Here is a 14,852-nt window from a genome sequence, read left to right as displayed (position 1 = left end):
TCAAAAAGGGAGCCATCACCCACCCCATGCATCCTGCCCACGAGTGGGACCCTAACCGTGGCTAACCCCAAGCCCACGAGGGCGGGAAAAATTCTGGGGGTCCGAGGGGCGAAGCCTCATGGCAGGGGGCCTGGGGGATGTGCCCCCAGAAACCTCAAAAATGAAATTCAGATAAGCATTTCCGCAAACTCGGCGGCGTTTCGCACCGCAAAGCCGAAAGCATCATTATTGAAATAAACATAAAGATCAAGACCTTCCAGGAGGAAATTCTTAGCCAGCCTGGCCCAGTAATTAAGCTCCTCTGGCCCGTAAAGCCCCCCATAAACCACACCACTACCGTGCATTCGGATGTAGACAAAAGGAGCTGTAACCTTGACCGGACATAGAAAACCGGGAAGGCTTATCAAGCACAAGGCTATCCCCTTCTTCTCCAACAAACTGTAAACCTTCTCGTTAAACCAACTCTCGTTCCTGAACTCAAAGGCAAAGGTTAAATCACCTGGCAGTAATTCTAAAAAAGCCTCAAACCTCCCCAGATTGCACGTCCAGTCCGGGGGGAGCTGAAAGAGGATGGGGCCGAGCTTTGGACCCAGAAGCCTCGCCCTCTCAAGGAAAACTTCCACAGGCCTGGAACTCACTTTAAGTTTCTTTATGTGAGTTATGAACCGGCTGGCTTTAACGCTGAAAAGAAAGTCCGAAGGAGTGGCTTTATTCCAGCTCTTGAAAGATTCTTCGCTGGGCAACCGATAGAAAGTGCTGTTAATTTCAACAGTGCGAAAGCGCGAAGAATAGAAACCCAACCACTCTCTCTGAGGAAGCTCCGGAGGATATAAAACTCCCTTCCAGTGAGGATAGACCCAACCAGAAGTTCCAACCCAGAAGGCCATTCATTACCTCCGCGAGCTCTCATTCCAGCGATGAGGTGAGGGTTGTCACCAAAAGTTCCAGGGCTACAGGCCCTTCAACTCTGCCAGTTTTAAAGTCCACATCCAGCCTTAGGAGCCTTTCGTAAGCCTTTTTCAGATATTCCACCGAGAAGTTCCCGCTCTGACGGATGGCTTTGTCCACTACAAAAGGCAGGACTCCAAGCCTCTGGGCGATTTCACGGGAGGAATACCCCTTAGCCATGAGAAGCTTGACCATAAGGAGAAGCCTCAGGTGTTTCCCCAGCATCCCCACTATGCCCAGAAAAGGTTCGCCTTGCTCTAGAAGGGAGCGAAGCACTTCCAGAGCTGTCCCCGCATCTCTTCTCCCCAGGGCATCGGTTAGGGAAAAGATGCTGGCCTCCCGTGCATAAGGCACCACAGCCCTCACATCTTCCGGGACCACAGGACGCGCTCTGTCCACATAGAGGGCTAACTTATCCAGTTCCGTGTCCAGAACGCGCAGGTTCTCTCCAGCGAAGAAAGCCAGTTCTTCAGCGGCCTCCAAAGTTATCTCTATCCCCTTTTCCCTGGCTCTTTCCTTAATCCACTGCCTCAGCTTTTCCCCTTTTATCCTTTCAAAGTGGAGGAGCTTGGCCCTGCCACTTTTCTCCAGCTCACTCAGTAGAAGATGCAGGGGATGCTCTTCCCCTATGGTTCTGTCCTCCTCCAAAATCAACAACGTAGTGGGAGGTAGGGTTGGGAGAAAACCTGCGAGAAATTCACTTAACTCCTGGTTCCCCCTTTCCACTCTGCTCAGAAGGCCTCTCACCAGGACAATCCTTACGGGAAGCATGAAGGGCATGGTAAAGCATACTTCCCTCAGTTCCTCAGGCTGAACTTTCTTGCCTTCCAGCAATGTGAAGTTCATATCCGAAAGAGGCGGAGAACCGAGGCGTTCCTTTAGCTTCTTTATAGCCTGGCTCCGGAGGAATTCCTCCTCTCCGTGGATTATGTAGAGCATATTTCCACTTTGTGGACCCTTACAGCCCCGTAGTCAAACCGCTTTATTTCCTTTACAGCGATATCAGTAATGAAGGGGGAAGTTGTAACGTAGCGTTGAATCAGAAGACCTAAGGGCTGAGAGAGGAGCAAGGCTAATGTAGCCAGAGTTATAGCCTCGGGGAGACGTGTCCAGCGCCGGCGGGGTTTGCCCACAAAGGCCAGGAAAGCCGAGAGTCCCGCCAGAACCCCGGCAGTAGCCAGGTTTGTCCCGCACTGGGGGTGAAGGGCCAGCTCCCTCTCACCCTTCTGCAGGCGGCTCAGAGCCTCGCTCACGGCCGCTGCCAATGCCTCCGTTTCCACATTGCCGTAGATGTAAAAGCCCGAATCAGTGCTCCTGCCCACAACCCGGATATGAGGATAGCGCCAGCTGAGGATGTGGATTGTGGCATGCTCCAATGCATGGATCTGACGGATTTTCTGCAGAATTTTCAAAATTTTCTTCATCTCTTCACTCCGGAACAAAGATATAAACGAGAAAGGCCATCACTGTGATAAGAGCTGTGGAAGGCAAAAGAAGGCGATACAAAGGCCCCCACCTGGCCTGAAAATATTCCCTGGTGAGAACAAGGCAGACGTGAAAAGGCGAGAGGAGAACGCCAATGAAAGAAGCACCAAAGGCAAAGGCCACCATGTTCAGGTGAGGGGAACTTTCCATAAGAATAGGACTCAGGAGAGGGAAGGTTATCCCGATAGCGGCTCCTGTTACTCCTGTCAGAGCTCCGACGCTCATGGGTATAAGGAAAGCCATGAGAAGGGGAGGGCAGTGAAAGGCCACAAGGGTTCTGTAGACGGCAGGGGCTACCCCAGCTACCTCTATCATTTTTTTAAAGCCCATAATCCCTAAAATCAGAAGCACGTTCCTCATGGAGAAACCGCCTTCAAGCGCCCTTCTCACCTTTTCCGCACTGGCTTTATGCACCAATATTATGAGGATTATCGTCAAAATGAGCAAGATCGGGAGGCTTATCCCAAGCCCGACTGTTCCAGCTATTACAAAAGCCACAGGCCACAGAGCCATGCCCAGGTCCTTCCAGGCTATGTGCTTCTCCTCGGCTGAGGTGAAGGGGGTAAGCCGGTCAGGAAGGCGTTTGACCAGAACTATGCTCCCTGCCAGGATTGCCGCAAAGGTGAAAGGGGTTTGGACTATAAGAAGCGTTCTTATGGGGATTCCCGTTAGGGAAGAAGCAATCAGGACCGCAGGGAAAAGGGGGACGATGTATTCCCATACATGGCGAAACCAGTAGTTGAAAAAGGTTTTGTCCTCATTGCTGAGAGGTAAACCATGGGAAGCAGCAGCTACCATGGGAGCCGAAAGGAGAGCTCCTCCGGGCATCGGAAGGAGGCCCAGAATGGCCGGAGGTATCGGAATGCTAAGCCGGCGGTCGGGCAGGAGAGAGCCCAGGGAGTTCACAAGCCTGTTCAGGCTGCCTGTTTCTCGCAGAAGTTCAACCATGGTGGTGATGAGGAGGACTGCTGCCAGAAGTTCGAGAGTGCTGCGGGAAGTTATCTCTTTTAAAAAAGCTGTCCCCCACTCGGCGAGGGGCTTGCCGGAGAGAAAACCCATGGCCACAGCTCCGGAAAATATCACCAGGCCAACATCCCACTGACGAAAGAGGAAGAAAAGCATCAAAGCCAGGATGAACAACAGTTTACCGATAAGCCAGGCGTCGTTCACTTCTCCTCCTGAGCTCCGGTCAATATGGATTGAAGCTTATGGAAATCAATCCTAGAGGTAAGGTCCAGGCTCAAAGGCGTGACCGAAACAACCTTTTCAACGGCCACAGCGTAAATGTCTGAATCGGGCTCCAGAGTTGCTAGGTCAAAGCGGACTTCGTAACCCATGGGGGCTTTGTCTTTTAAGGAGCGGCGCGGCCGAGGTTTCGGGTAATGGTAACGCTGACGCGAAAGTCTGGTAATCCGCCAGGGGATCTCCGGGGTTGCTCCATAGGGGATGTCCACCTTGAGGACGTCTACATCATAAAGGCGAGGCATGCTTAGCATTATGCGGGCGAAAAATCTGGTGAAATGGATTGCAGCTGTAAAGTCTACCTGGGGGCAGAAACCCATGCGATATTCTCTTGGCATCTCCAGAGAAACAGCTAAGGCCGGTATCCCAAGGTTGGCCGCTTCCAGAGCAGCCCCGATTGTCCCCGAAAGGGTTATTACCGTGCCCAGGTTCTCCCCGCAATTTATCCCTGCCACCACCAGGTCTGGAAGACGGGGGCAGACTTCAAGAGCCCCATGGAGGACCGCTTGTGCCGGGGAGCCGAAGAGGGAAAAAGCCTGGACAGGCCGGCCCTTTACCTCAAATTCCTCATGAGCAAGGGAACCATCGCACTGGGGAAGGAGGGCACGGCCCATCCCCGTCTGCTGTTCCTTAGGAGCCACAATTATAAGTTCCCCAAGGTCCACCACCGCTTCAGCGGCAGCTTTCAGCCCGGGGGAATTGAAGCCGTCATCGTTGGTTAACAAAATCAGAGGTTTCGCCACTCCTTATTTCTCACCCAAAGCCTCTATAATTTCCCGGCAGAAAGCAGGAAGGTCCGCCGGCATCCGGGATGTTATAAGGTTGCCATCTCTGACCACTTCCTGGTCCACGTAATTGGCGCCGGCGTTTATCACGTCATCCTTTATAGCGAAGAAGCAGGTAGCCGTGCGGCCTTTGAGGATCCCGGCCGAGATCAGAACCCAGGGACCGTGGCAGATGGATGCCACCACTTTGCCCTTTTCAAAAGCTTCCCGCACGAACCTCAGAACAGCCTCGTAGCGCCGCATCCTGTCAGGGGCGTAGCCTCCAGGGACGATCACCGCATCAAAATCCTCAGCACGGACCTGGTCTGCCGATAGGTCTACCTGAACCGGAAGGCCGTGTTTCCCAGTGTATTGCCTGGCGGAACCAGTGCCTACCACTTTAACCTCAGCTCCTTCTTCTTTCATTCGGATGAGGGGATACCATAGTTCCAGGTCCTCATAGAGGTCTTCAGCCAAAACAGCTATGCGCTTTCCTTTGAGCCTCATGGGTTTCCCTCCTAAAATTCTATTGGTTTTACTACGTAACGGCCATTTTCCTCCAAGAGCTGCCCTACAGGGAAAAAGGGGTCATGCTCAAAGAAGAGGATGGCCTTTTCCTCTAATGCCCACTGCTGTATTTTACGCTTTGTCTCTATAGTTTCTAAGGGCTCCACGTCGAAAGCCGGTATCCAGGCCAGCCTCTCCATGTTTATGGCCCAGGGGGCCAGGTCACCAAGGTAAAGGGCTTTCTCCCCTTTGCTCTCTATCAGGACGCTCTGATGGGCTCTGGTGTGGCCCTTTGTAACTATACAACGGACTTCAGAGGTAACTTTGGTGTCTCCGTAAAGTAGGCGTACTTTCCCCCGCTCCCACAGAGGGATGAAATTGGGCGCAAGGTAAGTAGCACGGGTGCGTTCGTTGGGGAATGCGGCATCTGCCCATTCAAGCCTCTGGATCCAGTATTCAGCTCTGGGAAAGGCAGGCACTATTTCTTCGTTCACAGCCAGAGTGTTCCCACCGCAGTGGTCCGAATGGAGATGGGTGTTTATCACGATATCTATATCTTCCGGGGAAAAACCCAGTTTTTCCAGGCTCCTGAAAAGCCTCCTTTCCCCATAAAGGCTGAAAATTTCCCTTTCCTTCGGGGTGAGCTTGTCCCCCATGCCAGTATCCACAAGGATGCGCTTCCCCTCGGATACTATAAGGAGGCAGTTCAAGTTCATGGGCACCCGGTTCAATTCATCGGGAGTGATAACCTTTTCCCACAGGACCTTGGGAACAAGCCCGAAGACTGCCCCGCCATCCATCCGGAATGAACCATCACTCACAATATAGACTTCAACGTTTCCTATGCGCATGGGCTGCTCTCCCTCACGTTTTCTCCTGCGAGCTTGAGAAGTTTTTCCCAGGCCTGGTCTACGTTACGCTGTATTATTTCTATTTGTTCGTCCGTAAGGTGGCGGAAGCGCCCCTGAAGCTTGAGATATTCCCGAACGGGCACGAACTTTTCAGGCCATACAGTTATCCGCCACCTCTCCCCGTGTTCCACTTCCAAAAGGGGGAAAACTTTGCTTTGGACGGCAAGACGGGCGAGCTTTATGGAATCCTTTGATTCCGTCCGCCACCCTGGTGGACAGGGTGAGAAAATGTGGATAAACCTGGTGCCCTTTATGGCCTTCGCTTTGCGGAACTTCATCTCCAGGTCATCGGGATAGCCCACAGTAGCAGTGGCCACATATGGGATGCGGTGGGCAGCCATTATGGCTATTATGTCTTTCTTGGGCTCCTCTTTGGGCTTATCGGCTGGAGTAGTGGTGGTCCAGGCCAGCCAGGGGGTGGCTGAGGAACGCTGGATTCCTGTGTTCATGTAGGCTTCGTTATCGTAACAAACGTAGATGAAGTTATCGTTGCGCTCAGCAGCTCCGGAAAGAGCCTGAAGGCCTATATCAAAGGTGCCTCCATCTCCGGCCCAGGCCATAACCGTTACATCCTCCCGGCCCAGGACTTTAAGAGCAGCTGCTATCCCCGAGGAGAGGGACCCAGCAGTTTCAAAGGCGGTGTGGTAGAGGGGGACGTCCAGAGATGAATAGGGGAATGGGCCGGCTATTATGGACCAGCAGCAAGCTGGTATCACTACGATGGTGTTTTTGCCCAGAGCCTTTAAAGCCAGGCGCATCGCTAAAGAAGCCCCACAACCGGGGCATGCCATGTGCCCCGGCTTAAGGAGTTCTTCCTCAGGCAATCTGTAATTTGGCTCTAACCTCGGGCGAGGGTAAGTTTCCATAACACTCCTCCTGATCATTTTTTCAAGTCAATCCAGATGGCCTCTTCCTCCGGACGGTCGCGGGAAACGGTGTAATTTAGCACCTTTTCTACGGTAGCGGGGGTTATATCCCGGCCCCCAAGGCCCGCTATAAAGGAGAAAAGGGTCGGACGATGGGAATTCATGTAAAGGGCAGATTTTATCTCCTGAGCGAAAATTCCACCGTGCCCGAAAGAGAAATTTCGGTCAATAACCGCTACCTTTTCAGCCCCCTCAAGGGCCCTGCGCAGATCTTCAACCGGGAAAGGCCGGAAAAGCCGCACTTTGAGGAGACTAACTTTCTGCCCTCTCGCTCGCCAATGGTCAATCACATCCCGAGCTGTGCTGGTTACCGTGCCGGAGGTTACCAGAATTACCTCAGCCTCATCCTGAGGATATTTTTCCACCAAACCATAGGAACGACCGAAGAGCTCGCCATATTCCCTATCAGCTTCTCTGGCGACTTCAATAGCTTGTTGGTGAGCCTGCTGGATCTTGTAGCGGAGTTCAGTCCAATCGGCCGGATACACAAGGCCCCCGAAAGCTTTCGGGTCGTCAACATCCAGCTTATACTGAGGCTGATAGGGCGGCAGATATTCATCCACCATTTCCTGAGGTGGAATGTCCACAATTTCAGAAGTGTGGGAAAGGACGAAAGCGTCCAAGATGACCATGGCTGGGAGGGAAACCCTTTCGGCCACTTTGTAAGCCTGGATCACCGTGTCAAGAACCTCCTGATTGCTCTCAGTGTAGAATTGCATCCAGCCGGTATCCCGTTGAGAGAGGGTATCGTTCTGTTCGGTCCATATGTTCCAGCCTGGAGCAATTGCCCTGTTGACGACAGCCATGACTACAGGGAGGCGAGCCCCTGCCGCCCAATGGATAATTTCATGCATGAGCAAAAGGCCCTGTCCAGAGGTAGCGGTGAAAGTCCTGGCCCCTGTAACCGAAGCTCCCACACATGCTGCCAGAGCTGAATGCTCCGACTCTACTTTGATAAATTCAGCTTTAAGCTCTCCACTGGCACATAAATCGGCCAGGTATTCAATAATGGTGGTTTGGGGGGTAATGGGATAAGCAGCTATGACCTGAACCCTTGAAAGTTTGGCACCGTAAGCCACGGCTCTATTGCCTGTTATCACTTTTTTCATACTGGTTCCCTCCTTTGTAGCACTGGCCAAGGTCGCCCTCTTGGGGTCTTTCCAGAGCAAAATATTCCGACCTATACCTGCCCCTGATTTTACCCACCCGCGCGAACGCCTTCTCGCCTTTGACCTATAAACAATATTTCCTCTTTAAGCGATAAAGCATCGCGGGGGCACTCACTGACGCATACCCCGCAACCTTTGCAGTAATCGTAATCTATCTCGTAACCGAATTCATTGCCCTTCCGGCTTATAGCCCTGTCGGGGCAGAAGATAAGGCAATTATCGCACATTACGCAGGTCCCACATACGAAGCACCTTCCAGCTTCTTTGACGGCCTCCTCCACACTGAGGCCAACGTTTACCTCTTCAAAGGAGGAACGCCTTCTTTCAAGAGGGATATGCTTTGGAGGCAGAGGCTCTTCCCACCGGTAGTAGGCAAGGTTCAAATCCTCAAAGCGCACTATGACTTCGGATATAGGCCTCACGACAGCGTAGACATTTCTCTCAAACGGTGGGAAGTCCGTAAGGGTTTCTCCCCTCAGGAACCGGTCTATGGCTAAGGCTGCCCTCTTGCCCGAACCTATAGCGTGGGTAACCGTGCCGAACCCCGTGACAATATCCCCTCCGGCGAAGATGCGGTGAGCGGCGAGGGTAGAAAGCTCAGCCTTAATCCGTCCTCTTTCCACTTTCAGCTCCTCAATGCCATCCAGGAAACCCCAGTCGGCTTCCTGCCCTACGGCGGGGATTATGTAATCCAGATCCACTGTGAATTCGGAGCCTGGCACGGGGATTGGGCGTGGTCTTCCGGAAGCATCAGGCTCTCCAAGACGCATTCTTATGAAACGAGCTCCTTTAGCTCTGCCATTCATGGTTATAACTTCTATCGGTGCTGTGAGGAACTCCATTCTGATGCCTTCTTCCTCGGCTTCTTCTATCTCGGCGGGGATAGCAGGCATTTCCTCTCTGGTTCGCCGGTAGTAAATGGTCACTTCAGCGCCGAGACGAAGGGCAGAGCGGGCAGCATCCATAGCCGAGTTCCCTCCTCCGATCACTGCCACCTTCTTACCGGATAGCTCTCTCAAGGCTCCAGGCCCCTCGAGGTTAAGGGTTTTAAGGAATTCCAGAGCTGGTATCACCCCTTTCGCATTTTCACCCGGAATCTCCAGCGGTCGGTTTCTGGAGAAACCTACCGCCAGAAAGACGGCGGCATAATCCCGCAAATCCCCCCAGGAGAGGTTCCCGCCCAATTTCATCCCGGTGCGTATTTCCACTCCAAGGGCCTCTATGAGGGCAATCTCTCGCATCAGCACATCCTTAGGGAGGCGATAGTCGGGTATGCCGTAGCGCATCAAACCGCCGGGTTCCGGGAGAGCTTCAAACACGGTAACCCTGTATCCCTTACGGGCTAAGTGGTAAGCACAGGATAACCCCGCCGGGCCTGAGCCAATTACAGCAATCCTGGGGCCTTCGGGTTTAAAGGAAGGCACTGGTATTTTCCCTTCCGTTTCCACCACATCTGCTACAAATCGTTCAAGGCGGTGGATAGAAAGAGCCCCCCCGTAATGATTGCGGTTGCATTCCGTTTCGCAGGGGTGAGGGCAAACCCGGCCGGTCACAGCCGGGAAGGGGTTCTCAAAGCGGATGACCTCCCATGCTTCAAGAAATCTTCCTTGAGAGATAAGGCCAAGATAGACGGGAATATCCTCTCCGGAAGGGCAGTTGAATGCGCACGGTGCTCTTTTATCCTCATAAACAGGGCGCAGGTAACGCCATCCACCAGTTTTATTGTAAAGAGTATCCGCTAAGGAAACAGGAACCAGGGGAACCTCTTCAACGCTGCGGAAGGTAATGATTTTACCTTTTCCTGCCATCGGAGCCTCCTTTAGAAGACTGCCTTCTCAAAAGCTTCCCGAGCTGCAGCTACGTTATCCTCGGGCTTGAAAGGCACTACTTCTTCAATGGCTTTAGCCAGAGACTCAAAACCGACAATTCCCGTGACCCTGGAGAAAGCTCCAAGGATTGCCGTGTTAACAATGGGGGCAGTGGAGGTTCCCAGGCGATGAGCTACAGCTATGGAGCTTGCGTCCACCGTAGCCACCCTGTAGCGAGAAAAATAAGGCTGAAAAAAAGAAGGGGGGTGTGGCGAATTGATTAGAACCCACCCCCCTTCCCTGAGGCCTTCGGTGACGTTTACGGCCTCTATTAGGGTCGGGTCTAGTATTATTATGTGGTCGGGGGTATAGACTGAATAGCGGGCACGGATGGGTTTATCCGAAATTCTGGCGAAGGCCATAACGGGAGCTCCTCGCCTTTCCACACCAAAGAGGGGAAAAGATTGAACAAACTTACCCTCTAAGAAAGCAGCAGTAACCAGGACTTCTGAAGCGACCACCACCCCCTGCCCCCCACGCCCGTGGAATCGGATTTCTATCATTTCGTTTCCTCCCAAAAGTGATAAAAGAAATCCCTTTACGGCGCTTAATTATACTACTGGGCTTTGGAGAGGTCAAGGCTCTGCGAGGCTATTTGAAAAAGGGGTTAACCCAGATTCCGCACTACCAGGCGTCCCCATATAGCTCTTAGAGCCATATTTAGAACCTATCCATGATTCCACCAAAAAGCGCTGCCGATAGGTCTTGAGCCCACCGCCTTAGAAACTATCACGAACTGCTACTACCGCCCACTAACCTGAACTACGCACCCATTCCAAAATACCCTGACTCGTTTCGCCCCGTCTCCTCCCTTTCTTCAGCCATTTTGAGAATAGAACCCGCTCATCTGAATAAAGTGGTCCAAGGGCTACTCCAATCAATGCTTTTCACACGGGATTCCGCAAACCTCACTACCTCGGCACCATCGGACGGGGAAGAAAAGAGGTTCCAGGAGTCACCGGCAGGGATTTGTTGGTCAAGCCAGGCGTTGAATTTTTCTCATTGCTCCAGTGGGAGCGTTCTCACCCGATAGTGCAGGGTAGAGAAGTCAGGCACCTTTGGTATCAATTGCGTGGCTAAGGATTCTAATTTGCGCCAGGAAAGACGATAGAAACAGGGCTTTCTTCGTAAAGAGGTGTGGGATGCTGACTTGTAAGCATGGTTAGAGGTATTTTGGCCCTGCTCATGTCCCCTATGCCTCTAATTATCTCTCCATAATTAAACCTCATCTCCAAAAATTTTTTCAACAGCCTCGAAATCACTTGACAAGAGACAAGCTTTTGTGTATAATATAGTTGGAAGCGTTCTCAAAATTTTAGGGGGTGGTGGGGTCTCTTGTGGCGAAATTTGAAAACGATTTCAAAAGGTGTCCAAAAATGCCAACCATTGAAGATGTAGCCAAGAAAGCAGGAGTTTCGCGTTCTACTGTTTCACGAGTGATAAACAATCACCCCCACGTAAAACCAGAGGTTAGAGAACATGTGTGGAAAATTATCAGGGAGCTGAACTATCAACCTCATGCAGTAGCCCGCAGCCTGGCAAAGCGTCACACCAATGTAATAGGCCTCATAATACCCCAAGCTGTGACAGTGATCTTTACAGATCCTTTCTTCCCAACAGTGATCCGTGGCATATCAGATGCGTGTAACTCCTATGGCTATTATCTTATGCTCGCTCTCTTCTCTTCCTCGCAGGAACAGACAGGGCTTTATAACCGTTTTATCTGCAGCGGACATCTAGATGGGGTGATTATATCTTCAACTGTAGTAGATGACCCTTTGATCCCTCGCTTGTTAGAAGATAAAGTGCCCTTCGTGCTTATAGGCCGCTATCCAGATGACCCGCGGGTTAATTACGTGGATGCTGATAATATAGCAGGGGCGCAAATGGCCGTGGATTATTTGCTTCGCCTCGGGCATCGCCGTGTAGCTACGATAACAGGCCCCTTAAGGTATATAGCTGCCCGCGACCGTTACGAAGGGTATAAACAGGCTTTGCAAAAACGAGGCCTTCCCGTGGATGAAAGGCTTGTGGCTGAGAGCGATTTCAGTGAAAGTGGTGGATATCAAGCAATGAAGGAGTTACTTCGGTGGGAACCTACCGCCGTTTTCGTGGCCAGCGATGCGATGGCTGTGGGAGCAATGAGGGCTATTCGTGAGGCTGGGCTCCGCATCCCCGAAGATATTTCCGTGATAGGATTTGATGATCACGAAATTGCCTCCTACACAACGCCACCCCTTACTACTGTGAGACAGCCTATATATCGTCTGGGCTCCACAGCCGCTGCAACGCTGATAGATATTGTGGAAGGAAGGGTAGAAGCGCCACAGCATCTGGTGCTGCCTACTGAATTAATTTTACGTCAAACCTGCGCCCCTCTACAGCAGGAGAAAAACTTTGTCTATACGGCGGCTGAAAGCCGCCGCTAAAAAACTATTTTAAGGAGGGAAAGCTATGCGTAAGTCGCTTCTGCTTGCTGTAGCCCTCGTGGCTGCAGTTAGCATTGTGGCGGCAGCCTGTGCTACACCTGCCCCTACTCCAGTACCGCCCACACCCACACCTACTGAGGCTGCCGTACCGACAGCAACCCCTACCCCCAAGCCTGAGAAAGTAAAACTGCGCTGGTTTATCGGCCTTGGAACCGGTACCAACCCCGAACAGCAGGAGGTCCAGAAAAAGGTTGTTGAGGAATTCAATGCCTCTCAGGATGAAATAGAACTAATCCTCGAGGTGGTTGCCAACGACGTGGCCTTTGATACCCTCAAGACTGAAATCGCCGGTGGCAACCCGCCTGATATAATCGGGCCTGTGGGTGTCAGGGGCACTAACGAGTTCCCCGGTATTTGGCTCCCATTAGATGATTACCTCAAAGGCTATGACCTGAGTGACTATGAACCCACAGCTCTGGAAGCCTGGACCCGCGAAGAGGGGCTCATCGGCCTGCCTATCGGTGTATATCCCTCCTTTATCTACTACAACAAAGACCTGTTCGATGAAGCCGGCATACCCTATCCTCCTCATGCTTTCGGCGAGAAGTATGCTGACGGCGACGAATGGAACATTGAGAAACTGGAAGAGATCGCCCTGAAACTGACTGTAGACGCCAACGGTAACGACGCCACCAGCCCGAACTTCGACCCCAAGAAGATTGTGCAGTTTGGCTTCCACTTCCAGTGGACCGATCCCAGAGGGTGGGCTACCTTGTTCGGCGCCGGTAACTTCTACAAGGAGGAGGGCGGAAAATATGTAGCTTATGTTCCCGACCACTGGCGTGAAGCCTTCCATTGGTATTACGACGCGATGTGGAAGAAATACTTCGCCCCCAACGGCCCATACCAGCAGAGCGATCTCTTGGCCGCTGGTAACCCCTTTAACTCTGGCAACGTGGCTATGGCTCACTGCCACCTCTGGTATACCTGCTGCCTGGGTGACGTTCCTAACTGGGATATCGCTGTGGTTCCTTCCTATAAGGGCAAATACACCGCCAAGCTCCACACCGATATGATCGGCGTCTACAAGGACACCAAGTATCCTGAGCAGGCTGTCAAGGCCCTCTGGTACCTGGCCCACAGTCCAGACCTTCTGGAGATCTGGGGAGCCATGCCACCTATCAAGGCCCTTCAGGAAGAGTTCTTCAAGAGGCTGGACAAGAAGTATCCTGGCAGGGATTGGAAAGTGGCCATCGAAAGCCTGAAGTACATTGACATCCCCAACCACGAAGCCTGGATGCCTAACTTCGCTGAAGCTGATGACCGTATAAAGGCCTTCCAGTCCCTGATGGAAACCACTCCAAACCTGGATGTTGATGCCGCTCTCAAAGAGCTGGTATCCGACCTCCAGGCCATCTTCGCAGAAGCTGAGTGAGGGGCGTTAGGGAAAGGGGTGGCAGACGCTTGAGAAGTCTGCCACCCCTTTTTAAATCATGATAGATGGAGGATAGCCGTGGTAGCTGATGCGTTGCGGGGCCTTCATGTGGGAGTAAAGTGGAGGAAAGTTAGCCCCATGGCCCGATGGGAGGCTACATGGGGCTTTGTTTTTCTTTCCCCTTGGTTGTTTGGTTTCATGGTGTTTTACCTCATCCCCATGGGCGCTTCTCTAGTATTCTCCTTCACCAACTTCCAGCTCGCTCATCCCGAGCTGACCCGTTTTATAGGCCTCGAGAACTACCAGGAACTTTTCCGGGATCCCATCGTCCGCAAATCCATGTGGATAACCATCCGATTTATGCTTTTCTCAGTCCCCATTAGCCTTATAGTCCCATTGGCTTTGGCCACCCTGCTCAATGCCAAAAACCTGTGGGCCAGGCGAGTTTTCACCACTTTGTTCTACATGCCTACCATAGTGCCCCTCATATCAGCCATATATATCTGGCAAGGCTTCCTTAACCCCAGAACGGGTTGGCTGAACAAGTTTTTATTCCTCTTCGGCATCGAAGGGCCTGATTGGTTGAATTCGGTCGTTTGGGTTTATCCGGCCCTCATTATGATCGGCTTCTGGGGCATTGGCAATGCCATGTTGACCATGCTGGCAGGCATGCGGAACGTTCCTGCTGAGCTATATGATGCTGCCAGAGTGGATGGGGCAGGCTTTTTAGCCATTTTCTGGAACATAACCCTACCAATGATTACGCCCGTCATTTTCTACAATCTTGTGTTAAGTGTTATCGGACATTTTCAGTATTTCATCATACCCTGGGTCCTGCAGGGACCCACCGGGGACCCTGGTGGTGCTACGATGTTCTTCAACCTTTACCTCTTTAAAGAAGCCTTCGTCTACATGGATATGGGCTATGGTGCTACATTAGCGTGGGTGCTTTTCTTTATCGCCCTTGTGACGACGATCTTTCTGTTCAGCACAGCTAAATATTGGGTGTATTATACGGCAGGAGATTAAGCTATGGCGGTGCGCACAACCTGTCTCTATTCATGGTCCTCAAAGGCTTACCCAGCCCGGCAGCTCCGTCGGCTGATAGCTGGAGCTTCTCTCACACTTCTGGCTTCCATAATCCTGACCATTTATCTTAGCCCCTTTG

At 52.1% G+C, this 14,852-nt stretch carries 15 protein-coding genes; 3 read left to right on the top strand and 12 right to left on the bottom strand.

The genetic code is table 11. The annotated features are described in order from the left end of the window. Positions 1-167: 167 nt before the first annotated feature. From NZ653_09020 to NZ653_08965, 12 genes are all read right to left on the bottom strand, one after another. Positions 168-887 (bottom strand): DUF72 domain-containing protein, encoded by a 720-nt coding sequence (locus NZ653_09020; protein MCS7287261.1) that lies wholly within the window; start codon positions 885-887, stop codon positions 168-170. Between the two features lie 19 nt (positions 888-906). Then, positions 907-1,887, bottom strand: a complete 981-nt coding sequence (gene holA, locus NZ653_09015; GenBank protein MCS7287260.1) for a DNA polymerase III subunit delta — start codon at positions 1,885-1,887, stop codon at positions 907-909. Continuing rightward, positions 1,875-2,372: a DUF6391 domain-containing protein gene (locus tag NZ653_09010; protein ID MCS7287259.1), complete on the bottom strand. Its 498-nt coding sequence runs from the start codon at positions 2,370-2,372 to the stop codon at positions 1,875-1,877. Before NZ653_09010 ends, holA begins: the two co-directional genes overlap by 13 nt. A 4-nt stretch (positions 2,373-2,376) precedes the next feature. Further along, a complete protein-coding gene (locus tag NZ653_09005; GenBank protein ID MCS7287258.1) occupies positions 2,377-3,603 on the bottom strand; it encodes a DUF401 family protein in 1,227 nt (408 codons plus the stop codon). Beyond that, entirely contained in the window at positions 3,600-4,418 is an 819-nt protein-coding gene (gene surE / locus NZ653_09000) for a 5'/3'-nucleotidase SurE (protein ID MCS7287257.1), read from the bottom strand. Before surE ends, NZ653_09005 begins: the two co-directional genes overlap by 4 nt. A gap of 3 nt (positions 4,419-4,421) precedes the next feature. After that, complete coding sequence (locus NZ653_08995; GenBank protein ID MCS7287256.1) at positions 4,422-4,946, bottom strand: type 1 glutamine amidotransferase; 525 nt, start codon at positions 4,944-4,946, stop codon at positions 4,422-4,424. 11 nt (positions 4,947-4,957) lie between these two features. Further along, complete coding sequence (locus NZ653_08990) at positions 4,958-5,797, bottom strand: MBL fold metallo-hydrolase (GenBank protein MCS7287255.1); 840 nt, start codon at positions 5,795-5,797, stop codon at positions 4,958-4,960. Further along, on the bottom strand, positions 5,788-6,723 hold the full coding sequence (locus NZ653_08985) for a 3-methyl-2-oxobutanoate dehydrogenase subunit beta (protein ID MCS7287254.1): 936 nt from the start codon (positions 6,721-6,723) through the stop codon (positions 5,788-5,790). The genes NZ653_08990 and NZ653_08985 overlap by 10 nt, the downstream gene beginning before the upstream one ends. A 14-nt stretch (positions 6,724-6,737) precedes the next feature. Beyond that, a complete protein-coding gene (gene porA, locus NZ653_08980; protein MCS7287253.1) occupies positions 6,738-7,892 on the bottom strand; it encodes a pyruvate ferredoxin oxidoreductase in 1,155 nt (384 codons plus the stop codon). Between the two features lie 89 nt (positions 7,893-7,981). Beyond that, positions 7,982-9,760: an NAD(P)-binding protein gene (locus NZ653_08975; protein MCS7287252.1), complete on the bottom strand. Its 1,779-nt coding sequence runs from the start codon at positions 9,758-9,760 to the stop codon at positions 7,982-7,984. 11 nt (positions 9,761-9,771) lie between these two features. After that, positions 9,772-10,323: a 2-oxoacid:acceptor oxidoreductase family protein gene (locus NZ653_08970; GenBank protein MCS7287251.1), complete on the bottom strand. Its 552-nt coding sequence runs from the start codon at positions 10,321-10,323 to the stop codon at positions 9,772-9,774. 582 nt (positions 10,324-10,905) lie between these two features. Then, complete coding sequence (locus NZ653_08965) at positions 10,906-11,049, bottom strand: hypothetical protein (protein MCS7287250.1); 144 nt, start codon at positions 11,047-11,049, stop codon at positions 10,906-10,908. 147 nt (positions 11,050-11,196) lie between these two features. On the opposite strand from NZ653_08965, the gene NZ653_08960 reads away from it, so the two are divergent. The 3 genes from NZ653_08960 (at position 11,197) to NZ653_08950 (ending at position 14,713) form a co-directional block, all read left to right on the top strand. After that, complete coding sequence (locus tag NZ653_08960; protein ID MCS7287249.1) at positions 11,197-12,249, top strand: LacI family transcriptional regulator; 1,053 nt, start codon at positions 11,197-11,199, stop codon at positions 12,247-12,249. 25 nt (positions 12,250-12,274) lie between these two features. Then, positions 12,275-13,684 carry an extracellular solute-binding protein gene (locus NZ653_08955; protein MCS7287248.1) on the top strand — a complete coding sequence of 470 codons (1,410 nt, stop codon included), beginning with the start codon at positions 12,275-12,277 and terminating at the stop codon, positions 13,682-13,684. A 78-nt stretch (positions 13,685-13,762) separates the two neighbouring features. After that, positions 13,763-14,713: a sugar ABC transporter permease gene (locus NZ653_08950; GenBank protein ID MCS7287247.1), complete on the top strand. Its 951-nt coding sequence runs from the start codon at positions 13,763-13,765 to the stop codon at positions 14,711-14,713. Positions 14,714-14,852: the final 139 nt, after the last annotated feature.

Source organism: Anaerolineae bacterium (assembly GCA_025062375.1).
Taxonomy (GTDB): Bacteria; Chloroflexota; Anaerolineae; order SpSt-600; family SpSt-600; genus SpSt-600.
Note: the sequence above shows the minus strand (reverse complement) of the source record. Positions and strands in the feature narration are given on the sequence as shown.